We start from the raw sequence: 25,382 nt of genomic DNA, 5'->3' as shown, positions 1-25,382 counted from the left end.
CCTTGTTCAGTCCTGCTCATCGGTCAGATGCCAAAAGTCGAAAAAGTTGAACCACTCCAGCGGCGCACGCAGGCAGTGGTGCTCCAGCCGGTTGGCGTAGTGCTGTACCCGGGCCTCGAGTTGCTGCTGGCGCCCGGCGCGCGGCAGGGGTGAGCCATCGGCGAACGGCTCGAAGTGCACCCGAAAGCGCCCCTGCTCCCGCAGCCCGAACATCATGTAGGTAGGGCAGCCGAGGATGGCCGACAGTGCAAACGGGCCGAGCGGGAAGGGGGCCTTCGCCCCGAGAAAATCGGCCCAGACTACCCGTTTCTCTTTGGTGACAGAGGTGCGATCGCCGACGATCACCACCCACTCCCCCGCCTCGATGCGCGATTTGAGCATGATGGCGGTATCGGCTCCCAGCTCCTGCACCTGCACCAGATTGAGGCCGGAGTCGGGGTTCACCTCCTGCAGCAGGGCGTTGAAACGGGCTGCGTGGCGGGTAAAGACCAGCGCCGTGATGCGTACCCCCTGCGCCTTGCTGCCAAGGGCGCGGCACAGCTCCAGATTGCCCAGATGGGAGCCGATGATGAGGGCTCCCTTGCCGCGAGCAGCCTCGTAATGGTGCGGGTTCACCAGCTCGATGTCGTCGAGACCGACATCGCCGCGCCAGGCGGCCAGTTTGTCGAGCGCCGCCTCGCCAAAGCGCAGGAAGTGGCGCAGGCTCCCCACCGGTTCGGGCAGCGGCTGGTTGAGCTCGGCGGCGCGGGCGGTGAGGCGGGCCAGATAGTCGCGGGAGGCCTCGCGCTGGCTGCGACCGGTCAGCCAGAAGTAGCTGATGACCGGCAGCAGCAGGGCCTTGAAGCCCGGACGGCCGAGCAGCCGGTAGCTCCAGAGCATGGTGCGAATGCCGAGCAGGGTGCCGCGCTCCGGGGTGCGTGACCAGTGTTCCCGTCCGCGTTTCAACAGCTGGCCGGGGGTGCGCAACAGGCTGGCTGCACCATCGCGCAGCAGGGTCAGCACCAGACGGGTGTGCATCCAGGAGATGCGCAGGTTGTCGTGCAGCGGGTTGAAATGGGAGAGGCCGTTCTCGGGGTAGTGCACCTTGACCGGAACAAAGCGCACTGCCACGCAGCGCCAGTGCAGGCGCACCATGATCTCGATGTCGAAATCCATCCGCTCGCCGAGAGTGCACTGCTCAAGCAGCGCGCAGCTCGCCTCGACCGGATAGACGCGAAGGCCGCACATGCTGTCCTTGATCTCGAAGGAGAGCGTCTCGATCCAGACCCAGACATGGGTCAGGTAGCGGCCGTAGAGGCGCCCCTTGGGCACAGATTCATCGTATTCGGGGGCGCCGGAGATGAGGGCCTGCGGAAAGCGCTCCGATTCGGCCAGCAGCTCTGGCAGGCGGGAGAGATCGTGCTGGCCATCTGCATCGACCTGCAGGGCATGGCTGAAGCCGCGCGCTCTGGCAGCCAGCAGCGCCGTCTTGACTGCGCCACCCTTGCCACGGTTGTGTGGATGGCGAAGCAACGTGACCCAACCGGCGTGTTCGGTTGCCAGCTGATCGAGCAGGGCGGCGGCCGCCGGCTCGCTGCCATCATCGACCAGCAGGCAGGGGAGGTTGAGCTGCGCGAGTTCACGCAGCACCGCCGCGAGAGGGGCTGCGTGGTTGTAGCAGGGGATGATGATGCAGGACGTCACGACAGCTTGACCCGTCCGCTGCTGGCGATTGGCAGCGTATCGACATTCTCTGCGCTGCCGAGACGATATTCAAAGCGCAGCTGGCCGTCGCCATGAGCGCGCAATATCAGCCAGCAGTGATCATCCGGGCGCAGCGGGCGTTGGAACTTGAGCTGGTCCATCCCCTGAAACTCGCCGGCGAGCAGGTTCTCTGCGCGGGCGAAGTGAATGGCCAGTTGCAGCTGGGTGACTCCGGGGAGCAGGGGCGCGCCGGGAAAATGGCCTGCAAACCAGGGCAGGTCGGCACTCAGGTGCAGCAGCAGCTGCACGCTATCGGAGGTGGCCTGACGTGCCAGCAGGGCGGGCAGCAGTGAACTATCCATCAGGTGGGTACTCCGGGTTGTTGCAGTGGTGTCTGGTCAAACGCCTGACGCAGCACCACACCGTCGCGTTTGCCCGCGCCGGTCAGGGGCAGCGCCGGAAAAAGTCTGATGCTGCGCGGCAGCGCCACCGGCTCGAGCCAGGGGCGCAGCTGGCGGCGCAGCTGTTGCAAGAAGGCACCGTGGCCAAGGCGGGTGAAGCTCTGCATCCCCTGCTGGCTGAGCACCAGTGCGGCACCAAGCACCTGCCGTCCGCCCTGCTCAAGGGGCAAGACGGCGGCATCGAGAACCTCCTCCAGAGCCTTGATGCGCAGCTCGACATCGTCGAGCGAGATGCGTTTCTCCTCGAGCTTGACGATGCGATCGCGTCGGCCAAGCAGGTGAAAACGGCCTGCTGCGCCTTTGTCGCCATCATCACACAGAGCGATGCGATCGCTGCCGACCCAGGGCTCAGGCTCATCCATAAAGGGTGAGCGCAACAGCAGAGTCTGCTCTTCGTCACAGCTGACGGAGACGCCGGCAAAAGGGGTCCAGGGGATATCGGGCGCAGCGCTCTGGCGCCAGCCGATGCCGCCGGTCTCGCTGCTGCCGTAGATCTCCACCGGCAAGGAGCCGAGCAGCGCCGCACACTGGCGCGCATCTTCATAGGCGAGTGGGCCGCCGGAGGAGAAGATCAGCCGGCAGCCGCTTCCCGCAAGGGCGGGATCGAGCCGCGACAGGAAGGCGGGCGAGCTGACCAGTACCCATGGCTCTTTCTGGTTGGCCAGTTGCTCCGGATAGTCGGTCTGGCTGCGGGCAAACGGAATGCCGAGCGCCAGCGGCAGCAGGATGCGAAAGAGCAGGCCGTAGATGTGCTGATGGCTGACGCTGGAGAAGAGTCGTGCTCCCTCAAGATGCTGATGCCACAGGGTGAGCTGGGTACGTACCTCTGCCTCAAGCAGCGACCATGGTTTGGTGATCCCCTTGGGCTGGCCGGTTGAACCCGAGGTGTAGAGGGTGATCTCGGGGGCCAGCGTCGCTATCGCTTCCGTGGCTGGCAATGGCTCGCAGGCTGCGATGGCATCGATGCGCAGCACGGTGCAGGGGAGCGGCAGTGGTTCATCGCAAAGCAGCCCATCGAAGGCATCTTGAGCCAGCAGCTCCTGCAAGCCGGCGAGGCGCTGGTGGCCGGGCAGCACCAAGGCACGCCCAGCCATGGCGCAGGCGAGCAGTGATTGGCAAAAGTGGTAGCTGTCACCGGTGCAAATAGCCCAGCGCTGCGCCGGCATAGCGGTGAGCTGGCGGGCGAGCCGCCAGGCGCTCTGGCGCAGCTGTGCCAGCGTCCACGCGCGTTGGTCATCGAAGGTGACGACACGGTTGCCATCTGCCTGCAGCAGTTCATCGAGCAGGGTCATGCGCTATCCCGTTTCATCACGCGCTGACGCACCAGCCATTCACTTCCCATCAGCGCACCCATCAGTAGATAGCTGACAAGGCCGTTGTAGAGGCTCCAGAGCGCCAGATCGCCGTGCCAGACTGTCCAGCCAGAAAAGAGGCCGTTGCCGATAAAAAAGAGGCACCAGACCCGGGTCACCTTGCGGGTGTAGCGGACTCCCCGCTCCGGCAGATCCGGCGTGGTGAGTCGGGCCAGCCGCTCAACCAGAGTCATAGGTTGACCGAGGCTCCAGCCAAACACCCCCAGCAGGGTGGCGTTGACAGCAATGGGGTAGTACAGCAGCCAGTCGTGCTCGCGAAACCAGAGGTTGAGGCCGATCAGCAACAGGCCGACGGCCCCGAGCCAGCGGGTCGCCCAGCGCCAAGCTCCCGGCAGGGTTGCGCCGGCAAACAGGCGAATGGCGAACAGAGGCAACAGCAGCAGAGCCAGCAGGCCTCTCTTCCCGTGCGACAGGCCAAGATAGACCAGCAGGGGATAGAGCAGCAGCAAGGCTCCCGCCAGCAGGTTGATGCGACGCATTACTCGGCGAGCAGGCGTTCGACGGCGTCAACCACGTCGGCGACGGTGCGTACCGACTTGAACTCTTCCGGCTTGATCTTCTTGCCGGTCAGTTTTTGCAGGTGCACCACCAGATCGATGGCGTCGATGCTGTCGAGCTCAAGCTGCTGATAAAGCTTGGCATCCATGGTGACGTCTTCGGAGGCGATTTCGAACAGCTCGACCAGGGCACGGCGAATTTCGTTGAAGATCTCATCTCTGGTCATGGCGATTATCCCCGCGGCTGGTTGACGAGGGCAGCCAAGGCTGCAACAGAGGCAAAGTGACGACGGGTATTCTCGTCATCAGCCGAGAGCACGATGCCGTAGCGTCCCTTGATCGCCAGTCCCAGCTCCAGCGCATCGATGGAGTCGAGCCCGAGACCGTCATTGAAGAGCGGGGCGTTGGTGTCGATATCGGCAGTCGTCATGCCTTCGAGGTTGAGGCTGTCGATGATCAGTTGTTTGATTTCTTCAGTTAGTGTTTGTTGCATCTTGAGTCCATACAGAGGCAGAGGCGGATTGGGCCGGGCTCAATACCCGTTTGAAATAGTGAGTGAGATGACGCGCGGCCAACGAAGGGGCCTCTTCGTGCGGCATCAGATCCCGAGCCTGACACTGGGGCAGAAATTCTACCGTAAAGAGTGGTTTGTGCGCGGGAACATGGAACCATTTGTGCTGTTTGGTCAGAAACGGGGCCGAGCAGTGAATGCGAACCGGTTGCAGCATGGCTTGGCAACGGACAGCCAGGTGGGCTGCGCCGCGTTGCAGCTGCAGCGGCTCGCCGGGGGTCGTGCGGGTGCCTTCCGGAAAGACCAGCAGTACCGCTCCTTGCTGCAGGCGTTCACAACATATCGGTAATAGTGTTTCGGCCGCGGCATTGGGAATATAACCGGCTGCCCGCACGATGCCGGCGACAAACGGGTTATGCCAGAGCGCCTCTTTGACAATGCAGTCGCACTCCGGCATGTAAGCCGCTAGCAATACATAATCGAGCAGGCTGGGGTGGTTGGCCAATACCAATACGCCGCTCAATTGCTGGGGCATATTGTTAAAGCGATAATCCAGCACCCTTAATTGCTTGAGCACATTGAGGAAAAAACGAAAACTTATTCTGATGGTGCTTTGGGCAAGGTGGCGACGCGTTTCCCCGCGCACTAATAACCAGAGCAGTGGAAACCAGATCAGCGTCAGTAGCAGGCAGCCAATTCCGAACAGGGTAAATCCCAGCATGGTACCAATCAGGCGCCATAGCCGGTTCAATTGCGCTGCCATAGCCACTCCCTGCGACCGTCGGAGATCCGAAATTGCGGTGTGTCGGTCAGCAAGGCGCGCCAGCAAGCGAGCGCGCCGCCCTTGCCTGTTGCGCCAGCGTCCGTCGCCACTGCTTCTCCCTGCCACTCATCACCCCGGGCCAGCAACAGCGCCACCGCATGGGGCGGCGGTTCATCGTCAAGCCAGGGTTGGTTAAATGTCGGTAGCACACCCTCAAATGCCACCACCAGTACCCGTTCCATACCGTCGGCGAGCATGCCGATGGCCTCCTGCAAGGCCGCGGCAAACGTACCGCTACCGGCTGCCAGCGAACTCATGGGGATGGGCTGCTTACCTTGAATGGAGGTAAGCCCTGCGGCGGTGTTGTGTACTGACTGGGAGAAATCGGTGGGAGAGAGGCTGTGAGCCCGTGCCAGCGCCGTCAGCAGGCCAATGGAGCGATCCAGCTCCCCGTGGCGGCTGGCAAATACGGCACCCTCAACGGCATGGCGCGACATTATATCGAGCGCCACTTCTACGGCGAGGTGTCCACCCAGACTCATCCGTCGTGCCACCATCATGGGGATATGAGGCGTTGCCAAAGGGGGTTGTGTTGGCCAGAACCCCTTTTTCGCCCAGCTTCGCCACTGCTCCGGGGTCGATAGACCCGGCGCCAGTGCGCAGCTTTCAGCGATGGAAAAAGAGGGGTTTTTGTACACGAAACGACCTTGACGGAATGATGTTAACAGGGACACTCAACCAAGCTTGTCACAAGCTGGTTCAGCTCCGGTTAAGGGTTTTAAATAGGACGTGCATATTACCACCATTTCACATCAAGAACAGAGGCAAGCAGTGATGCAAGCAACAACTTTGAAGAAAGAATTCTATTTCACCTTTATTTATTGAAAGGGCGCACATTTTATTGTCTTATTGGGTCGGCTTTGACAGGTACCAATTACAAAAGGTTACAAAAATGAAAATGCTCAAAATTATTATCAGCGCATTGGCACTGGTATTGGTTGCTGGCTGTTCAACTTCTCAGCCAGTCATGAATATGACCAATAGCCAAGTTCCGCCCAGCCTTAGTGAGTCGGATATTTCTCGCGCTATTATTAATGCTGGTGTTAGTAAGAAGTGGGTAATGCGTGAGGAGCGCCCCGGTTTAATTACTGGCCATATTCAGGTTCGTCAACATCAGGCAAATATCAGCATTCCTTATAACACGGCAAACTATTCCATTAATTATGTGAGCAGTGTCAATTTGGATGACAAGGGTAAAGGAAAAATCCACCGCAATTACAACCGCTGGATTAATGGTCTGAACCAGGCCATTCAACTCGAACTGAATCGCGCCAGCAGTTACAAGTAAGGTTGGTGTATTTTGAATCACTATCAGTCGGATCGTTATAACGCACTGGATGCTATCAGCCAGGCTCAGCGTATCGCTTTTGCGCCTATGCTGTTTCAGGCCGCCTGGAGCTTGCGCGAGTTTGGCATTCTGGCGTTTCTTGCCAAAGAGCGGCAAGGGGCGACCGCTGCGCAGATCGCTGAGGCGACCGGCTTGACCGAGTATGCGGTCAGCGTACTGCTCGACATGGGACTGGGGGGCGGTATCTGCCACCTCAACGGGGAGTGTTACCTGCTGGACAAGGTGGGTCACTATCTGCTGAGCGACCCCATGACCCGGGTCAACATGGATTTTGTCCAGCATGTTTGTTACAAGCCCCTTGCCCATCTGCAACAGGCCATCGAAAGCGGTACGCCTGCCGGGCTCAAGGAGTTTGGTGACTGGTCCAATCTCTATGCCCATCTGAAGGATCTGCCGGAGCCGGCACGAAGCAGCTGGTTTCGTTTCGATCACTTCTATTCGGATTGGGCGTTCAAGCAGGCGCAGGATCTGGTGCTTGGATATGAACCGCGCCATCTCTACGATCTGGGGGGGAATACCGGCAAGTGGGCCATCTCGTGCGCCCGTCGCAGTCCTGAACTGCAGGTGACCATTCTCGATCTGCCCGAACAGATCGCCATGGCCAGCGAGCAGATCCGGGCTGCGGGGCTGGCCGAGCGGGTGCACGGTTATCCTGTCAACCTGCTGTCGGAACAAGCGCTGCCCGGTGAGGCGGACATCTGGTGGATGAGCCAGTTTCTCGACTGCTTCAGCCACGACGAGATTGTCGCCATGCTGCGGCGGATCAGGAGCAGTATGAAGAAGGGCGCGAGGCTGTGCATCCTGGAGTTGTTCTGGGATCGGCAGCCGTTCGAAGCGGCAAGCTTCAGCCTCAATGCCACCTCTCTCTACTTTACCTCTCTGGCCAATGGCAACAGTCGTTTCTACCACTCCAAGGAGTTCTACCAGTGCCTGCGCGAGGCCGAGTTCCATGTCGAGGATGATCACGATATTCCGGGGCCCGGCCATACCCTGCTGGTTGCCACGCCATTGTGATAACACCGGAAACGTGACATGAGTACAGTACAGATGAAATGCGTTCTGCTGATTGCAGGTGTGCTGCTGACGGGGTGTGCCGAGATGAAGGGGGTTGGTCGAACGATTGGCCATACCTCTCGCGATGTTACCCGGGAGATAGGTCATACGACCCGTGATGTGACCAAGGAAATAGGTCACGGTACGCGTGATACCGTCAAGGGCATCGGCAACGAGATCAAAAACATGTGATAGCAGGAGGGCCAACAGGCCCTCCTTTCATTGGGGCATTGATTAGAGTACCGCAGCGATCCGGGCGCCGAGGGCCGCGTTGTTCAGTACCAGCTGGATGTTGGCGGCGAGCGAGTTGCCGCCAGTCAGCTCGCAGACGCGAGCCAGCAGGAAGGGGGTTGACGCCTTGCCCTTGATCCCCTGCTCATCCGCTTCATGGAGCGCCCGGGCAATGGCTGCGTCGATATCGGCTTTCGGCATGGCGTGTGCGGTCGGGATGGGGTTGGCCACCACGGCGCCGCCCGCCAGTCCCAGCTCCCATTTGAGGCGAAGTGCCTCGGCGATGGCTGTCGGGGTATCGAGGCGATAATCGACCTTGAAGCCGCTCTCGCGGGTGTAGAAGGCTGGCAGCTCTTCGGTTTGATAGCCGATCACCGGCACGCCCTGGGTCTCCAGATACTCCAGCGTCAGTCCGATATCTAAGATCGATTTGGCACCGGCACAGACCACGGCCACCGGCGTTTGCGCCAGCTCCTGCAGATCGGCCGAGATATCGAAGGTCTCCTGCGCGCCGCGATGCACCCCGCCAATGCCACCGGTGGCAAAGACCCGGATCCCCGCCATGGCAGCGATGATCATGGTGGAGGCGACCGTGGTGGCTCCCATCCCCTTGCGCGCCAGTACGAACGGAATGTCGCGGCGGCTGCACTTGGTCACGCTGTGGCCTGCCCGGCCCAGCGCTTCCAGCGCACCGGCATCAAGACCCACCTTGAGGCGGCCGTCGAGGATGGCGATGGTGGCCGGAATGGCGCCGTTATCGCGCACTACCTGCTCCACCTGACGGGCGGTCTCCACGTTCTGCGGATAGGGCATGCCGTGGGAGATGATGGTGGATTCGAGGGCGACGACCGGTTTGCCGGCGGCCAGCGCGGCAGCCACTTCCGGTTGGATATCGAGATAAGCGTTCAGCATGAGTACTCCTCCAGTATGCGGTCAACGGCGGTCTTGCTCAGACCGGAAAAAACGGTATCGGAACAATTGACGGTGAGGGCGGCGCAGCCCAGGGCAAAGCGGGTGGTTTGGGCAATGTCGAGCTCTTGCAGCCAGGCGTGGGCGAGGCCAGCCATAAAGGCATCCCCGCCGCCGGTGACGTTGAGCACTGGACTGCCCAGCACCGGCAGGTGGCCCTGTTGCCCGTCATCGCTGTAGAAGATCCCCTGTTCACCCAGACTGAGGAACAGCCGCTTGACCCCGGCGCGGTGGAACCAGGCGGCCACCATGGGCCAGGTTTCGGGCCCGGCGATGGTCATGCCGCACAGCTGCTCGGCTTCGCTTCGATTGGGTTTGAGAGTGTGGATCTTGCCGAGCCAGGGGCGGATCTTCTCCACCTTGGCCACCGAAACGGTATCGACAAAGATGGCGTGCTCCCCCTGTCGTTCGAACAGCCAGTCGAGGGTGTGGATGGCCAGATTGGTGTCGAGCACCCAAAGCCGGGCACCGCCGAGAAAGCCTGCGAGGGGGGTCAGGCGGGCAGGAGTGAGCTGCTCGATAATGGCCATGTCATTGATGGCACAGCTCATTTCGCCGCTACCATCATGCAGGCTGAGATAACAGGAGGTGGTGTGGCCATCGAGCACCAGGGTCTGGCGCACATCGACGCCGGCCCGCTGGCTCACTTCCAATAGATGGTGGCCATACTGGTCGTTGCCGACCGCTGTCAGCAGCCGGGTATCACTGCCGAGCCGCGCCAGATTCTCGGCGATATTGCGGCCGACACCACCGGCCGAGGTGCGCACCTTGCCCGGGTTGGAGTCGCCGAGCAGCAGGTTGTCGTGGCTGGTGCCGCAAATATCCATATTGGCACCGCCGATCACCACCACGTAGGGACCTTCTCGCAGTACATAACCTCTGCCTTGCACATATCCCTGCCGGATCAGGCTTGAGATGTGGCTGGCCAGCGCAGAGCGGCTGATGCCGAGGCGATCGGCCAGCTCCTGCTGGGCAATCATGGGATCCTGACGCAGCAGGGCTAGGATCTCTTGTTCACGCTCAGTCATAGACAAACATCCATTTACAAACGTTTGTCTATTATTGCTGGGAAACGTTTGCTGGCCATCAGCTTGTACAAAATTTGTCGGCTTGCGCACAAAAAATCGACATCCGTGATGGGGCGACGAGTCGTTGAGCCTGGCGAGGTACTTTTAACGGGTCGATGACCCCGCAGCGGCTTATAATGGCCGCCGCAAGATGAGGAGAGATGATGGAAAAGAGAGCATTCTGCTGCGTAGGGCTGGTCAATCCCAAATCCCCGGAAAATGTCGGCTCCGTGATGCGGGCTGCGGGTTGTTACGGGGTGGATGAGGTCTACTACACCGGCAACCGCTTCGAGTTGGCGCGCCGTTTTGCCACCGATACCAAGCAGATGGTGGAGAAGATCCCGCTGCTCGGGGTTGATGACCTGCTGCAATTCATGCCGGAAGGGTGTGTTCCCGTGGTGGTCGATCTGATCGACGGCGCTACGCCGCTCCCCGACTATGTCCATCCGGAGCGCGCTTTTTATATCTTCGGGCCGGAGGATGGCACGCTCGATCCCGCCCTCTATGGCGCGGTGAAAGATGTGGTCTATGTGCCGACTCAGGGCTGCATGAATCTGGCCGCCTCGGTCAATGTGATCCTCTATGACCGCTTGGCGAAGGGGTTCCGGCAACCCTGAGTTGTGGCGTGGCTACGGTGACTCAAACCACAATGGAAAGGTGTTGCTCATGGGCAGGTTGCTGGCGGTGGCCGCGGTTGACGGGGCTGCGGTATCCTTCTCTTTCCCCTATGGAGGGATCAGTTTTCGCCGGCCTTGACCGCCTGCTCCTCGAGAAAGTCGCGGTAGTAGTCATAGAGGTGATAATGGCGATATATCTCGGCCAGCGTGCCGCGACTGATCAGATTCACCATCTCCTGATCCCACAGCTGCAATAAGCGCTCGCCCCGTTCGGTATCGGCAAAAATGGGGTAAGTCGGGATCCAGCGCAAAATGGTGCGGTACATATTGGCCGGGGTCTCATCGGCTGCATGGAGAACGCCAGCGGTCAGGTAATAGCGATAGCGCCCCTTGCCAATCAGCTGCAGGGCCATCTCATGGTTGTCGATCTCGTGCCACCGCATGGTGACCGGAAGATATTTATCCAGCACCCATCCTCGCCGCCAGAGTACGGTCTCTCCCTCCAGGCTGCGCTCTCCCCGCCATTGTGGCTGCCATTGCTTGAGCATGAAGACGGTCACATCATCGGCGGAGGCTGGCTGACGGGGCTGTTTGACCCCCTTGATCTCGTCCAGATAGACACTCATCGCCATATCCCCCTCTTGCCTGGCTACCATGGCGACGGCACGTTTGTAGGGCACGATATGGGGCACGATCTGATAGCCGTGGGGTTGGTAGATGGTTCGCACCAGATCGAGATAGATACCGCGGCCATCCGGTTGGCAGAAACCGGGCCAGCCATCGCAATAGACGTGAATATCGGCTGTGCGAGCGTGGGCGATCGCACACAGAGAGCAAAGCAGCAAACAACCGATGCGCAGCATGGTCAGCATTATCCTCGCAGGGGTGAGGAGAGCATTTATCACCTGATTTATACCATGCCATTGATCGCGGCGGGCGGAGAAAACATCCCGCATCTCCATTTTGCGACAGGGTCGAGGGTTATTTGCGGTCGGATCGTTATGATCGAGTAAAGATTCAATAGCACCCCAATCAGTAGAGGAGACTGCATTATGCCATCGATCAAGACTCTGCTCTGTCCAGTCGATTTTTCCCAAATGTCTCGCGCGGTACTCGACTATGCCGTTTTCATGGCACAGAGCCATCAGGCCCAGCTCAAGCTGATCCACGTGGTTGATCAACTGCACGGTTTTGACAGTTACAAGATCCTTCATATGACGGCCATCGAGATCACCCACGAGATGGAGCGTCAGGCCAGAACCCAGCTCAAAGAGCTGGTTGCCACCCTGCCGATCCCGGCCACCTTTGATATTCGCTTTGGCCGTGCCGCCGATGAAATTGTCATTCAGGCCAAGGAGGATGAGGTTGAGCTGATCGTGATGGGCAGCCACGGTCGCTCCGGTATCAGCCATCTGCTGGTAGGCAGTGTCGCCGAGTCTGTGGTGCGTCATGCACCCTGTCCGGTACTGGTGGTGCGCCAATAACGCTCCACGTTTAGAGTGAAAAGCGTAACAAACAAGGCCAGCGATCGCTGGCCTTGCGTTTTCTGGTGTTGTGCCCGCTAGCCGTGAGCGTAGATGACACTCCCTCCCTTGATGGTATCTATGATGGCCCTGGCCTGCTCTTTGGGCAGGGCGGGGCAACCCCAGCTGCGGCCCAGCTTGTCATATTTGCGCAGATGGGTCGGGCTGGCATAGGCGGCGCCATGTACTACGATGGCCCGCTTGCGGGCATTGCTGTTCTTGCCGGGGCTGAGCCCGTCCAGCCGCAGGGAGTAGCCATGCTTACCCAGATAGGTTTCTGCAGTGCGATAGACGCCGAGGGAACTTTGGCGGGAGTTGAGCTGGTTGGAAAAGTGTTTTGCTGCCAGTTCACCTGAGTTGCGGCCATGACTGACCCAGGTGTGATAGAGCAGCTTGTGGCGTTTCATATCGATGACAAACAGCCTGCGCTGGGTGGATGGCTTGCTGTAATCGATGATGGTGAGAATGGGTTTGCGTTTGTGGCGCACGGTTTGATAACTGTTGAGGGCCTGACGAAAGGTCTGTTTATCCAGCTTGCCGGCCAGACCCAGTTGACGATAGAGGCTCTGATCCCAGCTGGCATCTGCCGTGCTGCTCCAGATGAGCGATATCAACAGCAGTGGCAACAACAGCCACCCGCGTTGCCAGTCTATGTTCCCGCGCGCTTGTCTCATCCGTGAATATCTCCTTGTCACTCCCTGTCAACGACGCGGATATTGCCATCAATCCGCTCGATAGTTATATGCAAGGTGCTGAAAAGGCGCAATAAAAAAACCGGCCGCAGAGCGGCCGGAAGTAATTCAAACAGTAGACATTGGTATCACAGGGTATAACTGACTTCCAATTACTTAGAAGTTGTACTGCAGGGCAACCGCGACTACGTCGTCGGTGTTCTGGCCCAGAGAGTTGGTGGACTTGCCATTTACGGAGTCCAGCAGGTTCAGCTTGTAATCAACGTAGGCGTTGAAGTTCTCGGTGAAGTTGTACCAGGCACCGATAGATACGTACTCGGTGTAGGTATCATCGATACCGCGAGCGGAGTCTTTCACGTCAGTGCGCAGGTAGGCCAGAGAAGGCTTGAACTTGCCAATGCTGTACTGGGCAACGGCTTCGTAGCCATCCATCTTCTCGGCGTAACCGTTGTTGACGAACAGGTGGTCTTCACCGTGGGAGTAGGTTGCAGCCAGGTAGAGGTCGCCAGTTGCATATTTGGCACCAAAGCCCATCAGCTTGGCATCCTTGTCGCCGCCGAAGGCGGCATAGCGAGCTTGCTCGTCGGTCTTGCCAGCCTGGTTATAGGCAGCACCCAGGCTCAGGCCCATATCGAAATCGTAGTTGGCAGAAACTGCGAAGCCCTCTTTGGAGCCAGTGCTATTCCAGGTTGCGTTATCAGCGATAGTGGTTCCGTCTACGTGGTCAACGCTGAAATCTTTATCAGTCGCAGTGCGACCAGAGTTCTGCGGATCATTGTTACCGGTGAACTGGGCACCCAGGGTCAGACCCTGATAGGTGTAGATGTACTGGGCCAGACCGTTGGTACGGCCGGTACCGAATACTTCGGTATTTTTGCCCAGGCCGTCACCGCCCCACTCAGGCAGGACGTCGGTATAGTTGTTGACGGCCTTGGTGAACAAGCCATCCTGACGACCATAGCTGAATGCGCCGAAACGGTCGTGCTTGATGCCGGCATAGGCATAACGCAGCTCGTCGTTGTCAGAACCGGAGGTCGGCAGGTTGTACTCGGCAAAGCCGAACGCCTTCATCTCGGGCGCAATCTTGGTCTCGCCAGCAACGTGCAGACGGAAGTAGCTCTGGTCACCTTCGGCACCGTTGTCGTCAGTACCGTAGTAAGCACCTTGTGCACGGCCGCCGATTTCCAGCTTGGTATCGTTCTGGTTGTAAACGGTAGCAGCATGGGCGCCGCTCGCCAGCAGCAGGCTGGAGATGGCAATAGTCAGTGCAGACTTCTTCATATGCGTTATTCCTCTGATGTAAACACTTCCGAACTTGTTGTCGGTTCTGTGAAATCGGAAATGGTCCGATAGCCACACGGTAGGCGTCCCAACCTTGACTGGGCCTGAATCCATCGTTGTTTAATTGAGGTGACGAGGTCGTTATCAAGACTGGGTGTGACGGTTTTTGACAAGATAAAAAGAGATTAAATTCAATGAATTATTTTCTAGTGACTTTTTTGACATCAAGGCTGTTCTGAGCAACAAGGTCGATGGCTCAAGTTGTGAGCTAGATCACGCAGGGGAGAATGGGGCGGGGCGGGAAAAACGGGGGGGAGCCTTGCAAGGCTCCCCCCAGTGATCAGATGGGCTTGTGCCACAGGGTCAGCAGCAGATCCTGTTCCAGTTCATTCGGGCCCTGTTGAGCGAAAGCGTGACGCTGCTCACCGGTTGCCCGCCAGCCAAGGCGGCTGGTCTCCAGAATAAAGCTGCGCATGGCCTGATCCATGGCGAGGCTGAACTGACAGCGCTGTTGAGCCATCGGATTGAGACCGCCGAGGGTTGGCCAGCTGAGGGGGTGTTCCATGCTCACCGGATTGAGGCTGACCCGCAGTTGCCACTGATGGCGCGGGCCCGGCTGCAGGTAGAGCAGATAGCCACCGGGGGCCAGCCAGCTGACCAGCTGTTCGGTCTTGACCTTGAGATCGTTGACCAGCAGCACCTGAGCAGAGCCCGGTTGCAACGGTGCGCGAGCGGGATCGGCAATGACAAACTGGCCGTCCGGCTGCGCTTTTTTGGCGGCAAAGATGGTGTTCTTGGCGATATCAACCCCAGCAAACTGCCAGCCGGGCAGGCGCTCTGCCAGCGCGCGGCAGTAGTAGCCTTCACCGCACCCAAGATGGATCAGCTCTTGTGGGGCCAGCGGAGCGAGCAGGCTGGTCATGGCCTCAACCAGCGGCAGTTGGTGGCCGGCTTCCAGGAAATGGTGCTTGGCGCGCATCAGGGCACGGCTGTCGCTGTCTTTGGGGTTTTTCTTGCCGGGGATGAGATCCAGATAACCTTCCGGTGCCGGATCGAAGTGATGCTTGTTGTCGCAATAGCGTCCCTGGGAGGCTTCATGAAGATGGAGCGGACTGCGGCAGCGGGGACATTGAAGATGCATAGTAACTCTCTGGGCGAATGCCGGAACAGTGAAGGGCGTTCGGGATTATAGGGGAGAGGATCAAAAAAGGCTGCCGTAGCAGCCTTTTTTATCCCAAGGCCTCAGTCAGGCCTGCGGACGGGTCATCAGCGAGTGCCAAATACCACAATGGTCTTGCCGTGAGCAGAGATGAGCTCCTGCTCTTCCAGCATCTTCAGGATGCGGCCCACGGTTTCACGAGAGCAGCCGACGATCTGGCCGATCTCCTGACGGGTGATCTTGATCTGCATGCCATCCGGGTGGGTCATGGCATCCGGCTGTTTGGCCAGGTTGAGCAGGGTCTGGGCGATCCGGCCGGTCACATCCAGGAAGGCGAGGTTACCCACTTTCTGGCTGGTGTGTTGCAGGCGCTTGGCCATCTGGCCAGAGAGACGCATCAAAATGTCCGGGTTGACCTGGATCAGCTGGCGGAACTTCTTGTAGGAGATCTCTGCCACTTCGCAAGAGCCTTTCGCGCGAACCCAGGCGGAGCGCTCGGGGTTCTCGTTCTCCTCGAACATCCCCATCTCGCCCAGGAAATCACCCTGGTTCAGATAGGAGAGGATCATCTCTTTGCCCTCATCGTCCTTGATCAAGACGGCCACAGTGCCCTTGACGATGTAGTAGAGGGTCTCCGCTTTTTCACCCGCATGGATCAGGGTGCTCTTGGCGGGATACTTATGAATGTGGCAGTGCGACAAGAACCATTCCAGGGTGGGATCGCTTTGCGGTTTGCCAATGACCATGAGAATTCCTCTGTAGTGTCTTTTTATGGACTTGTGCGTCCGGGCAAGCTGCCAATCTTGCCATTCCTTGTATTGGTCGCAGTAGGATAAGAGCCTTTGCCTGTGCTGACAAGGCTTTGCGGGCTTTTGACAGAGCCCTTTGAGTAATGCCTGCTGCGCCGCTTCGGCCATTCTAGGGAAGATAGAGGTCGGAGATGTTGATTTTGATCTATTTCCATCCCAACTCCCCCTGTTCGGCAGAGATAAGCGACTGGGTTATGCTAGGGATCCATCATCATGATTAACAGGAGAGAGTGCGAGATGAAAGCCAAGGTCAGCTGGGTGGAAGGGATGAAGTTTGTGGGTGAGAGTGAATCCGGTCACAAGGTGATCCTGGATGGTGCCAACCCCGGTGAGGGGGCCAGCCCGATGGAGATGATCCTGCTGGCAGTCGGTGGCTGCAGCTCCATTGATGTGGTCTCCATTCTCGAAAAAGCGCGCCAGTCGGTGGCCGCATGCCACGTCGATGTCAGTGGCGAACGGGTCGATAGCGTGCCCCGGGTTTTCGAGAAGATTAATCTGCACTTCGTGGTGACGGGCAAGGAATTGGCAGAGAAACAGGTGGCCAAAGCGGTCGATCTGTCGATGGAAAAATACTGTTCTGTTTCCCTGATGTTGGAAAAAGCGGTACAAATTACCCATAGTTATCAAATTGTTGAAGCTTGATAACGATAGTTTCGTTGGTACCCTGGCATAAGGCCGTACGTAAGGCCACTGCACAAGGCCATGACATAAAGCCATTACATAAGGAAAGTGCAATGAAAAAATTGATCGCTCTGCTTCCCCTTTTGGGCCTGGCGGCGTGCAGCAGCCCGCAACCTACCCAGTATCAATACAGCCAATACCAGTGTGGCGAAGAGATGCTGGCCGTTACCTATGATGCCCAGGCTGACATGGTGCAGTTCCCCTATGCCGGGGTTTACCACAAGCTGGCGCGTGTGGAGTCAGAGTCTGGCGCCAAATATTCTGACGGCCTGACCACCTTCTGGAATCAAGAGAAACAAGCTCTCCTCACCCAGAAAGGGGTGACGCTGCTGACCTGTACGCTTAAATAAGTGACCACAGATAGCTGAAGGTGTGCAGCTTTGTGCCCGGGTCTGGCCTAGGCCGGATTGGGTCAAGAGGTTGAGACCACAAAAAACGGCTTGCCGGGAGGCAAGCCGTTTTTCTATCCATCCGTTATCACTAAGCAAGCGCTAGTTGGTGGGGACGCGATTGAGCAGCTCAGCCGCGAGCTGTTGGCTGAGTGCCTGACGCTGGCTGTCTGCAATGCTCACATCGCTGGTCAGCTGGATGATGCTGCTCCAGACTGCTTTCTGGGTTTTACGATCGAGCAGCACGATGGCCAGCGACCCTTTGCGCTGGTTGGCCGAGGCATATACCCCGGGTGTCATGCCAAGACGTGCGAAAATCTCGCCATCACTCATATCCTTGCCGCCCGCGACGCCGATGGCGACCCACAGATCCGCCTCGTCGAGCGGTGCACTCTGCCATCCCTTGCCATTGAGCTCCCGGCTTACCGCCTGCTGCATCGGCTCCAGCCACCCTTCCGCCAACTCACCGGCAAATTGATACTGTTCGGCCAGGGCGTAGCGCGGGGTTGCACCATAGGTCCAGTTGCCCATCGGGCGAACCAGCATGGTGCCGGACTCCAGCGTGGGGGCCGCCGGCCCGCTGCTGCAACCGCCAAGCAGGGCGAGCAGTGCCACAGAGAGATAAGCAAGCCGCATCGTGAACTCCTTTGAATCAGGTTATTTTGCCGGTTTCGATCAATTGCTGGATGAGCGGGCGCAGGATCAGCTCCATCGCAAAGCCCATCTTGCCACCCGGCACCACTATGGTGTTCATCCGCGACATGAATGAGCCATCGATCATCGACAGCAGGTAGGGGAAATCCACCTGCTTGATACCGCGAAACCGGATCACCAGCATACTCTCGTCCAGACTCGGGATCACCTTGGCGCTGAAGGGGTTGGAGGTATCCACCGTCGGCACCCGTTGGAAGTTGATATGGGTGCGCGAGAACTGCGGGGTGATGAAGTTGATGTAGTCATCCATGGAGCGAACGATGGAGTCGGTCACCGCCTCGCGAGAATGCCCGCGCTCCGAGGTATCGCGGATCAGCTTCTGGATCCACTCCAGGTTGACGATGGGTACTACACCTATCAGAAAATCCACGTGGCGCGCCACATTGTGATCCTCGGTGACCACGCCGCCGTGCAGCCCTTCATAAAACAGCAGATCGGTATTGCTGGGCAGATGCTGCCAGGGGGTGAAGGTGCCGGGCATCTGGTTGAAGGGCACCGCCTCGTCAAAGCTGTGCAGGTAGCGGCGATACTGGCCATTGCCATCCTGCCCATAGCCCTGAAAAAAGCTCTCCAGCAGCCCGAAGTCATTGGCCTCAGGGCCAAAATAGCTGATATGACGCCCCTGTTCGCGCGCCTTGCGGATCGCTACATCCATTTCCGGTCGGGTGTAGCGGTGAAAACTGTCACCTTCCACCACCGCCGCGGTATATCCCAGTTGATGGAACATGGAGCGAAAGGCGTTGGTGGAGGTGGAGGTGCCGGCTCCGGACGAACCGGTAACGGCAATAATGGGGTGCTTGGCCGACATGGGATTCTCTCTTCCTTGGGAATTCCGTTATAAGGTCCGGATTGCGGTTGGGTCAAGACTGCTCGATGAAGCGGTCTTTCATCACGATATTCACCGATTCGTGCAGCTCGCTATAGACGATGACAGCTTTGCCTTGCTGTAATTGTTCTCTCACTGCATCGACTTTGACGCCAAGCGGTACATCCTGCTCTCCATATTCGGTTCCCTCCTGCAACACAAAGTGTTCGATCAGGTTGGTCAGGGTGTCGCCGTCCAGTTCTTGCCAGGGAATGATCATTTAAAGGTCTCACAGCAAAAGAGGTGATCGTCAGGCTATTGTTGTGTTGAATCCCGCGAATGCAATCACTTTTTACCTTTTCACCGGAGTCTGAGAGATGTTGTCTGAAGCGCAGCGCAGCGCGCCGTTAACCCTGACTGAGCATCTGGACAGCGCACGTCGAGAGGCGATTGCCCGAGGCATGGTGTGGTTCTGGTTGTTGAACTGGCTGGTGGTGTTGTTTCTTTCGATACGCTACGAGGTTTACAGCCAAGTCGGGCTCGCCAGTGATGACAGCTTGCCCTGGCGCTTTCAGAGTGAGCTGGCCCTGGTCATGGTGGTGCTATTGCTGCTACCTGTTGTCAGCCTGTTTTGTGATCATCTGCAGGATCGCCTCTGGTTACGGATGGCTGCGCTTGTGATGGTGCTATGGGGCGGACTCTGGACGCTGCATATCTATACGATTGGTCAGGTGGAGCTGCGGGGAGGAGTCAGCTATGCCAACGGGATCATGCGGCTCAACCTGCTGGCTGCGCTCATCGCGTTTTATCCCGATCGCAAGGTTTTTTATGGCTATCTCTTGGGCCCGATGACGGTGGGTGTGGGGTTGGAACTCTTTTTACGCGTCGATTTTCCCCAGATCTACCTGCTTGGCGTGTTGTTTGGCGTGATTGCGCTGGAGGTCGGCCGCCGCATGCTGCACCGCTGGTTTGAGTTGGCGATCATGCGGGAGCATGAAAATCTGATGCTGCTGCGCCAACTTGATCTGCTCGCCAAGCAAGATCCTCTGACCGGTGTCGCCAACCGGCGGCATTTCAATATCGAGCTGGATCGCGCGTTGGCCCATAGCCAGGAGAGCGGCGCTCCGCTATCGCTCATCCTGATCGATGTGGACTATTTCAAGCGCTTCAACGACCACTATGGCCATCAGGTAGGGGATATGTGCCTCAAGGAGGTGGCACAAGCGCTCAACCGTGCGGTACGCACACCATCTGATCTGGTGGCCCGCTATGGCGGGGAGGAGTTTGTGCTGCTGCTGCCCAATACCGACCGTCAGGCGGCGGCCAGCGTGGCGCAGCGGCTGCAAGATGGCTTGGCCATCCTGCGGCTGGAGCATCTGGCGTCCGATGTTGCCCCCTGGGTGACGGTGAGTCAGGGGATTGCCAGCAATGTGTCCGGCGAAGGGGCGAGCCAGTTGCTGGAGCGGGCCGATCAGGCGCTCTATCGGGCCAAGGAGTCGGGACGCAATCAGTTCTGTGTTGCGGAGTGACTCTGTTCGGCAATCCAGCGACTGATCCGCTCATCCAGCCAAAACCGTGGCCGCCAAGGCGTGCCGTGCAGAAAGCCGACATGGCCGCCGCGCTGGCTCAGCTCATAGCGCACCGTAGGCGAGAGTTGCTCTGGCCGGGGAATGACCGCGCGTGACATAAAGGGATCGTCGGCGGCGTGCAGGATAAGGGTAGGGATGGGGATTTGAGCCAGCAGCGGTAGTCCCGAGCAGCTTTGGTAGTAGTGGCTGGCGCTGTGAAAGCCGTGCAGCGGCGCGGTGACCAGCTCGTCAAAATCGCGCAGGGTGGCAATCTGCTCCACTTGTCGAGGTTGCCAGCGCTCACTCGCTTTCTGCTGCTGGCTGATTTTGCTGAGCAAATTGCAGCGCATGGTGCGCAGCAGATAGTTCTGATAGACCTTCGAGAAGCCCTGATTGACCCGCTCGGCGCAGCTCGCCAGTTGCAGCGGGGCCGAGATCACCACCGCTGCTTTCAATGCCGCAGGACAGGCCCGTGTCAGCAGATTGACCAGCATATTGCCACCCAGTGAAAAGCCGATGGCGATCAGCGGCTTGCCCGGGAAGCGCTGGCTCAGCTCGGCAATCAGCTCCTGCGCATCACCGATGGCGCCGGAGTGATAGGCCTGCAGGTGGCGATTGGGCTCGCCACTGCAACCGCGAAAGTGCATCAGCACGGCCTCTCTGCCCTCTTGCTGCAGGTGGGCGAACAATCCCTTGGCGTAGTGGGAGTGAATGCTCCCCTCCAGCCCGTGAAACACCACTATCAGCGGCCGTTCATCAAGGCTGACCTCCCCGCTCCAGGCGAGGTCGACAAAGTCCCCATCCTGCAGTTCAAGCCGCTCCGCCACAAAACGGGCTGGGGTGCGGCGCAGCCATTTGGGCAATATGGTCTGCAGATGAGGATTGCGTGCCCACCAGGGGGCGTGGAAGTGGCTCTCGGTCAGCATGGGGTCAGTCGGTCTGGGTCGAAGATAAGGAGGACGGGAGGCGTGTTCCTCCCGCCAGTCATTGGCTTATTTCAGCAGGCGATCGTGATGTTCGGCACCGCGCAGCATGGCCTGGATCAGCTCATTGGCTTCGAACTTGGTCAGCGCCTCATGGGCTCCCACCTGATGGGCCCGCTCCACACTGATCTTGCTGGAGAGCGAAGTGTGCAGGATGATGTAGGCCCCCGCCAGTTTGCTATCACTCTGCACCTCGAAGGCCAGCTCGTAGCCATCGAGCCCCGGCATCTCGATATCGCTCACCAGAATGTCGATCGGGGTCTTCTGGCTCGCCCGCGTCTGCATCAGGGTCAGTGCATCCTTGCCATTGGTGCAGACCTCATAGGGGATATTGATGTAGTCCAGCGCGGCCATCAGCTGACGGCGAGCGACCGAAGAGTCATCGACCAGCAGGATCCGCATCGGCTTGATCCGTTCCCGCTGCACATCGGTCAGTACCGGATAGAGGTGGCTCGGATCATCCGGATAGACCCGGGAGAGGATCAGCTCCACATCCAGCAGCTGGATCAGCTGGTCATTGACCCGGGTCACACCGGTTACGAAGACATTGTGGCCGAGGGAGGCGGGGGGCGATTCGATATCGCGCCAGTTGCACTCGGTGATTTTATCGATGCCCCGTACCAGAAAGCCCACCAGGGTGCGGCGGCAGTCGGTAATGATGATGAAGCAGTGGGGCATCTCCTCCTTGCTGATGGGGCGATAGCCCACCGCCATCGCCATGTCGATCACCGGAATGGTGGAGCCGCGCATATTGGCAGCCCCCAACACGGTCGGGTGCGAGTGCGGCATTGCCGTCAGCTGGGTGTAGGGCACTATCTCCTTCACTTTGAGGGTACCGATAGCAAAAGATTGCTTGGCAGAGAGATGAAACAGCAACATGCCCTGTGATTGATTGGCTTTGCTCGTCATGGCAGATGTCCTGTTGGTCGAAACGTTGGCAGTCACTTCAGGCCTCTAGCATAAAGGATTACGGGGGGAATGGCCCCTCCTTGTTAACGACCATCTGGCAAAAAACTGGACTCATTCAGCTAATTTAGTTCGCGCATTCACATCGGCGTCCGGTTATTGATCGCCATCCTCGCCAACGCCCCACTGCTGGCAGGCAGCTTGCAATGCGGTCTCATCGGCATAACCCAGCTTGCTGGCCACCTGCGCGGGTTTGCTGCCGCCCTTGAGCAATCTGAGCGCCTGCAGCAGTTGCCACTGTTGTTGCAATTCACTCCCTTCCACCGGCGCATCGGCTTGTTGTGCCCACAGTTGCAGAGACTCAGGCTGGCCATTAGCCAGCGCTTGCCAGCAGGCTTGCAGCTCACCGTGACCCTGCTGGCTGATGGCGCACTGTTGCAGCTCATCCAGGATCACCTGCAGTCGCTGACCGTAGGCCCCTTGCCACTCTTTCGGACGTTGCCACCGGGCCAGCGAGTCGAGCAGGGCATCGAGCAGGGGCGTGACCTGCAGCCAGCCTGCCTGCTGCGGCTGAGCCACGCGCAAAGAGACATTCAGCTGATCGTACTCGCAACCGCTGATGGGGCTGAAGGCCGCAAGGGCATCGGCGCAGAGCCAGAAGCTGCTGCCTGCCGGCAGCAACAGCTCATGTTGGCCCAGTCTCAGCAGCGCGGCGCCCCGGGTGATCCGCAACAACTGCCCGACCGGAGTTCGTTTGCGGTTGCCGGCGTGCAGGCCATGGCAGGAAAAATGGTGATACTCGATGGCGTGATGCATGTAAAAACCCTGATATGATGCTGCCTGGAGGTAACAAATATGGAAACCAGACGTAAAAAACGCTTCATTGCCGGTGCGGTCTGCCCGGCGTGCGGCAAGTTGGACAACATGATGCTGTATCTGGAGCATGGAGTCGAGAAGGTGACCTGTGTCGCCTGTGGCGATACCCAGGTACAAACGCCTGCCGAGGTCGACAAGCAGACTCGCGAGGCGGAAGAGGTGATCGGGGTGTTTCGCCCCTGATAAGGGAACGGCGGGTGGAATGCGGGTCTCCTCGCTGACGCTGTTGCCGTTTTTTTCGTCACTCCGAGGCACGGCACGGCATATGCGCGGCCCGCTTTTTAGGGTATTCTGAGCCCGTTTTTTTCTATCCGCAGGATCCTGACATGAAAGTAGCTCCTCTGAGCGTGGTTACGCTGGAATACACAGTCACCGACGAGCACGGTGAAGTCATCGACAGCACTGTCGGCAAAGAGCCGCTGGTCTATCTGCACGGCACCCGTTATCTGGTCTCAGGCCTGGAAGCCGAGTTGGAAGGTCGCGCGGTAGGTGAAGCCTTCGAAGTGACTCTGGCACCGAGCCAGGCCTACGGCGAATATGATGAGACACTGGTACAAGAAGTGCCGGGCGAGCTGTTCGACGGCATGGAAGTCTCCGAAGGGGATACTTTTGTGGCTGAAACCGACGATGGCCACCGTCCGGTGACCGTGGTTGAAGTGTCCGAAGAGTTCGTCAAAGTGGATGGCAACCATCCGCTGGCTGGCGTGACTCTGGGCTTCAAGGTCGAGATCAAGGATGTGCGTGCTGCCACTGCCGAAGAGCTGGCCCACGGCCACGTTCACGGTGCCGGTGGTTGCGGTCACGATCATGGTCATGACCACGATCACGGCGGCTGCTGTGGCGGTCATGGTCACGACCATGATGAGGATCACGGCCAGGGCGGTTGCTGCGGCGGTGCTGGCCACGGTCACGATCATGGCCATGACCACGGTGACGACCATGGTCACGGCGGCTGCTGCGGTGGCGGCGGTTGTGGTGGCAAGGGCCATCACCACTGATCACAGCCATGCCGATGATAAAAAAACCCGCGATAATCGCGGGTTTTTTTATTGGCTGACAGCTATGCCAAGCCATGTCGCCTGACCAGAGATAGCGCCGGTTCAGTAGTGCGGCGGCGGGGTCTCTTCGGCCATGCTGGCAATCTGGCTGGGCTGTACGCTTTGTAGTTTGTCGATCAGCAGCTGGATCTGGTATTTGAGCCGATCGAGTTCACGGCCCTGGGTGGTCACCTCGTCGTTGAGCTGCTCTATGGTGTATTCCGCATAGGCGAGACGGGTTTCCAGGGTTTCGATGCGATCGTTAAGTTGCTGACTCATGGGCCTTCGGGTCCTTACTTGATTGTCCAGATTTCGGCCAGACCACTGGAGCTGGCACTGACAAGGTGGCTATTGTCGCGCAAAGCGACGCCGTAGACCACTGCGCTGGGCGGTTTCACCTTGGGTTGCGGCGAGACGCGCCAGCTCTGCAGCAGGGCACCATCGCTCACTTGCCACAGGGATAGCTGACGGGAAGGGGCGCCGGTGATGAGCCACTTGCCATCGTTGGCAAAGCGGGCGCTGGTGTAGACCTCGAAGCGGTGATCATATTGCAGCTGACTCACCTCCTTGCCGGTTTTCAGATCCCAGATGCTGGCCCGGCTGCTGTCGGCGGTGAAGGCGTAGCGGCCGCTCGGCTCCAGTCTGGCCATGATCACCCGGCCACCATGGTTGAAGCGCCAGATCACCTGCCCGCTACGGGTATCCCACAGATAGGCGCTATAGTCGTTGCCGCCGGTCAGGGCGTAGCGACCGTTGGCGGAGAGATCCACCGTATTGACCTGTTCGGTGTGCCCCAGAAACTGCAGGCGACGACCGCTTCGGGTATCGAGCCACTCGGCCTTGCCATCTTCCCGCCCGATCAGCACATAACGACCGTCGGCAGAGAGCGCGATGTCCCTCAGCCTGGATTCAGGAAGTGAGTAGTAGCCTTGTGATTGCCCGTCGCTCAGCCGCCAGGTAGCAAAGGTGTCTGGGGTGGCGGTGATGGCATGGCTGTTGCCTTCGGAAAAGCGGGTAATGAATACCAGATCATCCGCCGAGTCGGATTGCTTCCAGCGCCAGCGTTGACGGTTCTGTTCCAGATCCCAGACGATGATGCCCTGGCTGATGCTGGAGACGATGGCCTGCTTGCCATCACTGGATAGATCTGCGGTCAGCAGACCCGTGCTGGCGAGGGTCATTTGCTGGTTGGGTTGGGAGCTTTGCTCGCAACCGGTGAGCATTAAACAGAGGCTCACCAGATAAATGGCACTTTTTATCATTTTTGCGGTCTCACGCTTTTGTTACCTGCGATCACGGCGTTAGTATAAGGCGCTTATCACGATA

The 25,382-nt window shown here is 58.9% G+C and carries 33 protein-coding genes; 10 read left to right on the top strand and 23 right to left on the bottom strand.

The genetic code is table 11. The annotated features are described in order from the left end of the window. Positions 1 to 6: 6 nt before the first annotated feature. Genes ACTG2B_RS16965 through ACTG2B_RS16930 form a run of 8 tightly spaced genes read right to left on the bottom strand, consistent with a single transcriptional unit; the run spans position 7 to position 5,986 of the window. On the bottom strand, positions 7 to 1,683 hold the full coding sequence (locus tag ACTG2B_RS16965) for a glycosyltransferase family 2 protein (RefSeq protein ID WP_439996480.1): 1,677 nt from the start codon (positions 1,681 to 1,683) through the stop codon (positions 7 to 9). After that, positions 1,680 to 2,045 carry an ApeI family dehydratase gene (locus ACTG2B_RS16960; protein WP_215801838.1) on the bottom strand — a complete coding sequence of 122 codons (366 nt, stop codon included), beginning with the start codon at positions 2,043 to 2,045 and terminating at the stop codon, positions 1,680 to 1,682. Before ACTG2B_RS16960 ends, ACTG2B_RS16965 begins: the two co-directional genes overlap by 4 nt. Beyond that, entirely contained in the window at positions 2,045 to 3,436 is a 1,392-nt protein-coding gene (locus ACTG2B_RS16955) for an AMP-binding protein (RefSeq protein WP_429202777.1), read from the bottom strand. Before ACTG2B_RS16955 ends, ACTG2B_RS16960 begins: the two co-directional genes overlap by 1 nt. Beyond that, complete coding sequence (locus ACTG2B_RS16950) at positions 3,433 to 3,996, bottom strand: hypothetical protein (protein WP_267529684.1); 564 nt, start codon at positions 3,994 to 3,996, stop codon at positions 3,433 to 3,435. The genes ACTG2B_RS16955 and ACTG2B_RS16950 overlap by 4 nt, the downstream gene beginning before the upstream one ends. Continuing rightward, positions 3,996 to 4,241, bottom strand: coding sequence for an acyl carrier protein (locus tag ACTG2B_RS16945; protein WP_115522824.1), 246 nt, complete (start codon positions 4,239 to 4,241; stop codon positions 3,996 to 3,998). The genes ACTG2B_RS16950 and ACTG2B_RS16945 overlap by 1 nt, the downstream gene beginning before the upstream one ends. A gap of 5 nt (positions 4,242 to 4,246) precedes the next feature. After that, the gene (locus ACTG2B_RS16940) at positions 4,247 to 4,507 is read right to left on the bottom strand and encodes a phosphopantetheine-binding protein (RefSeq protein WP_429202774.1); all 261 of its coding nucleotides are present in this window, start codon (positions 4,505 to 4,507) and stop codon (positions 4,247 to 4,249) included. Beyond that, complete coding sequence (locus ACTG2B_RS16935) at positions 4,488 to 5,246, bottom strand: lysophospholipid acyltransferase family protein (RefSeq protein ID WP_439996479.1); 759 nt, start codon at positions 5,244 to 5,246, stop codon at positions 4,488 to 4,490. Before ACTG2B_RS16935 ends, ACTG2B_RS16940 begins: the two co-directional genes overlap by 20 nt. Before the next feature lie 26 nt (positions 5,247 to 5,272). After that, positions 5,273 to 5,986, bottom strand: coding sequence for a beta-ketoacyl synthase chain length factor (locus ACTG2B_RS16930; protein ID WP_439996478.1), 714 nt, complete (start codon positions 5,984 to 5,986; stop codon positions 5,273 to 5,275). A 254-nt stretch (positions 5,987 to 6,240) separates the two neighbouring features. On the opposite strand from ACTG2B_RS16930, the gene ACTG2B_RS16925 reads away from it, so the two are divergent. The 3 genes from ACTG2B_RS16925 to ACTG2B_RS16915 are packed head-to-tail and all read left to right on the top strand — an operon-like array spanning position 6,241 to position 7,941. Then, positions 6,241 to 6,636: a hypothetical protein gene (locus ACTG2B_RS16925; RefSeq protein WP_115522821.1), complete on the top strand. Its 396-nt coding sequence runs from the start codon at positions 6,241 to 6,243 to the stop codon at positions 6,634 to 6,636. 12 nt (positions 6,637 to 6,648) lie between these two features. Further along, a complete protein-coding gene (locus tag ACTG2B_RS16920; protein WP_429202769.1) occupies positions 6,649 to 7,710 on the top strand; it encodes a methyltransferase in 1,062 nt (353 codons plus the stop codon). Positions 7,711 to 7,728: 18 nt separating this feature from the next. Beyond that, positions 7,729 to 7,941 (top strand): hypothetical protein, encoded by a 213-nt coding sequence (locus ACTG2B_RS16915; protein WP_050513450.1) that lies wholly within the window; start codon positions 7,729 to 7,731, stop codon positions 7,939 to 7,941. A gap of 42 nt (positions 7,942 to 7,983) precedes the next feature. Here the strand turns inward: ACTG2B_RS16915 and ACTG2B_RS16910 are convergent, their stop codons facing one another. Beyond that, positions 7,984 to 8,892 (bottom strand): pseudouridine-5'-phosphate glycosidase, encoded by a 909-nt coding sequence (locus ACTG2B_RS16910; protein WP_439996477.1) that lies wholly within the window; start codon positions 8,890 to 8,892, stop codon positions 7,984 to 7,986. Next, positions 8,886 to 9,977: a PfkB family carbohydrate kinase gene (locus ACTG2B_RS16905; protein WP_439996476.1), complete on the bottom strand. Its 1,092-nt coding sequence runs from the start codon at positions 9,975 to 9,977 to the stop codon at positions 8,886 to 8,888. Before ACTG2B_RS16905 ends, ACTG2B_RS16910 begins: the two co-directional genes overlap by 7 nt. Positions 9,978 to 10,180: 203 nt before the next feature. Here ACTG2B_RS16905 and ACTG2B_RS16900 point away from each other — a divergent pair, with 203 nt between their 5' ends. Continuing rightward, entirely contained in the window at positions 10,181 to 10,633 is a 453-nt protein-coding gene (locus tag ACTG2B_RS16900) for an RNA methyltransferase (protein ID WP_101531070.1), read from the top strand. A gap of 119 nt (positions 10,634 to 10,752) precedes the next feature. On the opposite strand, the gene ACTG2B_RS16895 is transcribed toward ACTG2B_RS16900, so the two are convergent. Further along, positions 10,753 to 11,496, bottom strand: a complete 744-nt coding sequence (locus ACTG2B_RS16895; protein WP_439996475.1) for a hypothetical protein — start codon at positions 11,494 to 11,496, stop codon at positions 10,753 to 10,755. Between the two features lie 189 nt (positions 11,497 to 11,685). Between ACTG2B_RS16895 and ACTG2B_RS16890 the strand changes: the two genes are divergently transcribed. Beyond that, a complete protein-coding gene (locus tag ACTG2B_RS16890) occupies positions 11,686 to 12,117 on the top strand; it encodes a universal stress protein (protein ID WP_005335309.1) in 432 nt (143 codons plus the stop codon). 77 nt (positions 12,118 to 12,194) lie between these two features. Here ACTG2B_RS16890 and ACTG2B_RS16885 read toward each other — a convergent pair whose 3' ends face one another. From ACTG2B_RS16885 to crp, 4 genes are all read right to left on the bottom strand, one after another. Continuing rightward, positions 12,195 to 12,830, bottom strand: a complete 636-nt coding sequence (locus tag ACTG2B_RS16885; protein ID WP_005354246.1) for a murein L,D-transpeptidase catalytic domain family protein — start codon at positions 12,828 to 12,830, stop codon at positions 12,195 to 12,197. Between the two features lie 174 nt (positions 12,831 to 13,004). Further along, a complete protein-coding gene (locus tag ACTG2B_RS16880; RefSeq protein ID WP_429202765.1) occupies positions 13,005 to 14,129 on the bottom strand; it encodes a porin in 1,125 nt (374 codons plus the stop codon). Positions 14,130 to 14,469: 340 nt separating this feature from the next. Next, complete coding sequence (locus ACTG2B_RS16875) at positions 14,470 to 15,270, bottom strand: putative RNA methyltransferase (protein ID WP_429202763.1); 801 nt, start codon at positions 15,268 to 15,270, stop codon at positions 14,470 to 14,472. Positions 15,271 to 15,395: 125 nt separating this feature from the next. Next, positions 15,396 to 16,034, bottom strand: coding sequence for a cAMP-activated global transcriptional regulator CRP (gene crp / locus ACTG2B_RS16870; RefSeq protein ID WP_005335304.1), 639 nt, complete (start codon positions 16,032 to 16,034; stop codon positions 15,396 to 15,398). A gap of 300 nt (positions 16,035 to 16,334) precedes the next feature. Between crp and ACTG2B_RS16865 the strand changes: the two genes are divergently transcribed. Together ACTG2B_RS16865 and ACTG2B_RS16860 are read left to right on the top strand one after the other, a co-directional pair. Then, the gene (locus tag ACTG2B_RS16865) at positions 16,335 to 16,739 is read left to right on the top strand and encodes an OsmC family protein (protein ID WP_439996952.1); all 405 of its coding nucleotides are present in this window, start codon (positions 16,335 to 16,337) and stop codon (positions 16,737 to 16,739) included. Positions 16,740 to 16,831: 92 nt separating this feature from the next. Further along, positions 16,832 to 17,128 (top strand): MliC family protein, encoded by a 297-nt coding sequence (locus tag ACTG2B_RS16860; protein ID WP_005348285.1) that lies wholly within the window; start codon positions 16,832 to 16,834, stop codon positions 17,126 to 17,128. 141 nt (positions 17,129 to 17,269) lie between these two features. Here the strand turns inward: ACTG2B_RS16860 and ACTG2B_RS16855 are convergent, their stop codons facing one another. Genes ACTG2B_RS16855 through ACTG2B_RS16845 form a run of 3 tightly spaced genes read right to left on the bottom strand, consistent with a single transcriptional unit; the run spans position 17,270 to position 18,966 of the window. Further along, positions 17,270 to 17,803 carry a DUF4136 domain-containing protein gene (locus ACTG2B_RS16855; protein ID WP_005335300.1) on the bottom strand — a complete coding sequence of 178 codons (534 nt, stop codon included), beginning with the start codon at positions 17,801 to 17,803 and terminating at the stop codon, positions 17,270 to 17,272. Between the two features lie 16 nt (positions 17,804 to 17,819). After that, positions 17,820 to 18,689: a phosphoribulokinase gene (locus ACTG2B_RS16850; protein WP_005335299.1), complete on the bottom strand. Its 870-nt coding sequence runs from the start codon at positions 18,687 to 18,689 to the stop codon at positions 17,820 to 17,822. Between the two features lie 52 nt (positions 18,690 to 18,741). Continuing rightward, positions 18,742 to 18,966, bottom strand: coding sequence for a YheU family protein (locus ACTG2B_RS16845; protein WP_005335298.1), 225 nt, complete (start codon positions 18,964 to 18,966; stop codon positions 18,742 to 18,744). 97 nt (positions 18,967 to 19,063) lie between these two features. On the opposite strand from ACTG2B_RS16845, the gene ACTG2B_RS16840 reads away from it, so the two are divergent. After that, positions 19,064 to 20,215 carry a GGDEF domain-containing protein gene (locus ACTG2B_RS16840; RefSeq protein ID WP_279505745.1) on the top strand — a complete coding sequence of 384 codons (1,152 nt, stop codon included), beginning with the start codon at positions 19,064 to 19,066 and terminating at the stop codon, positions 20,213 to 20,215. On the opposite strand, the gene ACTG2B_RS16835 is transcribed toward ACTG2B_RS16840, so the two are convergent. The 3 genes from ACTG2B_RS16835 to ACTG2B_RS16825 all read right to left on the bottom strand — a co-directional run bounded on the left by ACTG2B_RS16835 (position 20,194) and on the right by ACTG2B_RS16825 (position 22,959). Then, positions 20,194 to 21,180: a hydrolase gene (locus ACTG2B_RS16835; RefSeq protein WP_439996474.1), complete on the bottom strand. Its 987-nt coding sequence runs from the start codon at positions 21,178 to 21,180 to the stop codon at positions 20,194 to 20,196. The two genes, ACTG2B_RS16840 and ACTG2B_RS16835, sit on opposite strands and share 22 nt — an antisense overlap. 66 nt (positions 21,181 to 21,246) lie before the next feature. Further along, the gene (locus ACTG2B_RS16830) at positions 21,247 to 22,146 is read right to left on the bottom strand and encodes a chemotaxis protein (RefSeq protein ID WP_439996473.1); all 900 of its coding nucleotides are present in this window, start codon (positions 22,144 to 22,146) and stop codon (positions 21,247 to 21,249) included. A 153-nt stretch (positions 22,147 to 22,299) separates the two neighbouring features. Further along, positions 22,300 to 22,959 (bottom strand): hypothetical protein, encoded by a 660-nt coding sequence (locus tag ACTG2B_RS16825; RefSeq protein WP_439996472.1) that lies wholly within the window; start codon positions 22,957 to 22,959, stop codon positions 22,300 to 22,302. A 39-nt stretch (positions 22,960 to 22,998) separates the two neighbouring features. On the opposite strand from ACTG2B_RS16825, the gene ACTG2B_RS16820 reads away from it, so the two are divergent. Beyond that, entirely contained in the window at positions 22,999 to 23,202 is a 204-nt protein-coding gene (locus ACTG2B_RS16820) for a YheV family putative zinc ribbon protein (protein ID WP_005335287.1), read from the top strand. Between the two features lie 143 nt (positions 23,203 to 23,345). Further along, on the top strand, positions 23,346 to 24,017 hold the full coding sequence (gene slyD, locus ACTG2B_RS16815) for a peptidylprolyl isomerase (RefSeq protein ID WP_005348264.1): 672 nt from the start codon (positions 23,346 to 23,348) through the stop codon (positions 24,015 to 24,017). 102 nt (positions 24,018 to 24,119) lie between these two features. Here the strand turns inward: slyD and ACTG2B_RS16810 are convergent, their stop codons facing one another. Then, positions 24,120 to 24,335 (bottom strand): SlyX family protein, encoded by a 216-nt coding sequence (locus ACTG2B_RS16810; RefSeq protein WP_005335285.1) that lies wholly within the window; start codon positions 24,333 to 24,335, stop codon positions 24,120 to 24,122. Positions 24,336 to 24,349: 14 nt separating this feature from the next. Next, positions 24,350 to 25,318 carry a hypothetical protein gene (locus tag ACTG2B_RS16805; protein WP_127006333.1) on the bottom strand — a complete coding sequence of 323 codons (969 nt, stop codon included), beginning with the start codon at positions 25,316 to 25,318 and terminating at the stop codon, positions 24,350 to 24,352. Between the last annotated feature and the right edge of the window lie 64 nt (positions 25,319 to 25,382).

The organism is Aeromonas sp. 30P, assembly GCF_051919805.1.
Classification (GTDB): domain Bacteria; phylum Pseudomonadota; class Gammaproteobacteria; order Enterobacterales; family Aeromonadaceae; genus Aeromonas; species Aeromonas veronii.
Note: the sequence above shows the minus strand (reverse complement) of the source record. Positions and strands in the feature narration are given on the sequence as shown.

Excerpts from the sequence above, each read along its gene's own strand:
- ACTG2B_RS16960 (WP_215801838.1), bottom strand. The coding sequence starts at position 2,045 with ATGGATAGTTCACTGCTGCCCGCCCTGCTGGCACGTCAGGCCACCTCC.
- ACTG2B_RS16955 (WP_429202777.1), bottom strand. The coding sequence starts at position 3,436 with ATGACCCTGCTCGATGAACTGCTGCAGGCAGATGGCAACCGTGTCGTC.
- ACTG2B_RS16950 (WP_267529684.1), bottom strand. The coding sequence starts at position 3,996 with ATGCGTCGCATCAACCTGCTGGCGGGAGCCTTGCTGCTGCTCTATCCC.
- ACTG2B_RS16945 (WP_115522824.1), bottom strand. The coding sequence starts at position 4,241 with ATGACCAGAGATGAGATCTTCAACGAAATTCGCCGTGCCCTGGTCGAG.
- ACTG2B_RS16940 (WP_429202774.1), bottom strand. The coding sequence starts at position 4,507 with ATGCAACAAACACTAACTGAAGAAATCAAACAACTGATCATCGACAGC.
- ACTG2B_RS16935 (WP_439996479.1), bottom strand. The coding sequence starts at position 5,246 with ATGCTGGGATTTACCCTGTTCGGAATTGGCTGCCTGCTACTGACGCTG.
- ACTG2B_RS16925 (WP_115522821.1), top strand. The coding sequence starts at position 6,241 with ATGAAAATGCTCAAAATTATTATCAGCGCATTGGCACTGGTATTGGTT.
- ACTG2B_RS16915 (WP_050513450.1), top strand. The coding sequence starts at position 7,729 with ATGAGTACAGTACAGATGAAATGCGTTCTGCTGATTGCAGGTGTGCTG.
- ACTG2B_RS16910 (WP_439996477.1), bottom strand. The coding sequence starts at position 8,892 with ATGCTGAACGCTTATCTCGATATCCAACCGGAAGTGGCTGCCGCGCTG.
- ACTG2B_RS16905 (WP_439996476.1), bottom strand. The coding sequence starts at position 9,977 with ATGACTGAGCGTGAACAAGAGATCCTAGCCCTGCTGCGTCAGGATCCC.
- ACTG2B_RS16900 (WP_101531070.1), top strand. The coding sequence starts at position 10,181 with ATGGAAAAGAGAGCATTCTGCTGCGTAGGGCTGGTCAATCCCAAATCC.
- ACTG2B_RS16895 (WP_439996475.1), bottom strand. The coding sequence starts at position 11,496 with ATGCTGCGCATCGGTTGTTTGCTGCTTTGCTCTCTGTGTGCGATCGCC.
- ACTG2B_RS16890 (WP_005335309.1), top strand. The coding sequence starts at position 11,686 with ATGCCATCGATCAAGACTCTGCTCTGTCCAGTCGATTTTTCCCAAATG.
- ACTG2B_RS16885 (WP_005354246.1), bottom strand. The coding sequence starts at position 12,830 with ATGAGACAAGCGCGCGGGAACATAGACTGGCAACGCGGGTGGCTGTTG.
- ACTG2B_RS16880 (WP_429202765.1), bottom strand. The coding sequence starts at position 14,129 with ATGAAGAAGTCTGCACTGACTATTGCCATCTCCAGCCTGCTGCTGGCG.
- ACTG2B_RS16875 (WP_429202763.1), bottom strand. The coding sequence starts at position 15,270 with ATGCATCTTCAATGTCCCCGCTGCCGCAGTCCGCTCCATCTTCATGAA.
- crp (WP_005335304.1), bottom strand. The coding sequence starts at position 16,034 with ATGGTCATTGGCAAACCGCAAAGCGATCCCACCCTGGAATGGTTCTTG.
- ACTG2B_RS16865 (WP_439996952.1), top strand. The coding sequence starts at position 16,335 with ATGAAAGCCAAGGTCAGCTGGGTGGAAGGGATGAAGTTTGTGGGTGAG.
- ACTG2B_RS16860 (WP_005348285.1), top strand. The coding sequence starts at position 16,832 with ATGAAAAAATTGATCGCTCTGCTTCCCCTTTTGGGCCTGGCGGCGTGC.
- ACTG2B_RS16855 (WP_005335300.1), bottom strand. The coding sequence starts at position 17,803 with ATGCGGCTTGCTTATCTCTCTGTGGCACTGCTCGCCCTGCTTGGCGGT.
- ACTG2B_RS16850 (WP_005335299.1), bottom strand. The coding sequence starts at position 18,689 with ATGTCGGCCAAGCACCCCATTATTGCCGTTACCGGTTCGTCCGGAGCC.
- ACTG2B_RS16845 (WP_005335298.1), bottom strand. The coding sequence starts at position 18,966 with ATGATCATTCCCTGGCAAGAACTGGACGGCGACACCCTGACCAACCTG.
- ACTG2B_RS16840 (WP_279505745.1), top strand. The coding sequence starts at position 19,064 with ATGTTGTCTGAAGCGCAGCGCAGCGCGCCGTTAACCCTGACTGAGCAT.
- ACTG2B_RS16835 (WP_439996474.1), bottom strand. The coding sequence starts at position 21,180 with ATGCTGACCGAGAGCCACTTCCACGCCCCCTGGTGGGCACGCAATCCT.
- ACTG2B_RS16830 (WP_439996473.1), bottom strand. The coding sequence starts at position 22,146 with ATGACGAGCAAAGCCAATCAATCACAGGGCATGTTGCTGTTTCATCTC.
- ACTG2B_RS16825 (WP_439996472.1), bottom strand. The coding sequence starts at position 22,959 with ATGCATCACGCCATCGAGTATCACCATTTTTCCTGCCATGGCCTGCAC.
- ACTG2B_RS16820 (WP_005335287.1), top strand. The coding sequence starts at position 22,999 with ATGGAAACCAGACGTAAAAAACGCTTCATTGCCGGTGCGGTCTGCCCG.
- slyD (WP_005348264.1), top strand. The coding sequence starts at position 23,346 with ATGAAAGTAGCTCCTCTGAGCGTGGTTACGCTGGAATACACAGTCACC.
- ACTG2B_RS16810 (WP_005335285.1), bottom strand. The coding sequence starts at position 24,335 with ATGAGTCAGCAACTTAACGATCGCATCGAAACCCTGGAAACCCGTCTC.
- ACTG2B_RS16805 (WP_127006333.1), bottom strand. The coding sequence starts at position 25,318 with ATGATAAAAAGTGCCATTTATCTGGTGAGCCTCTGTTTAATGCTCACC.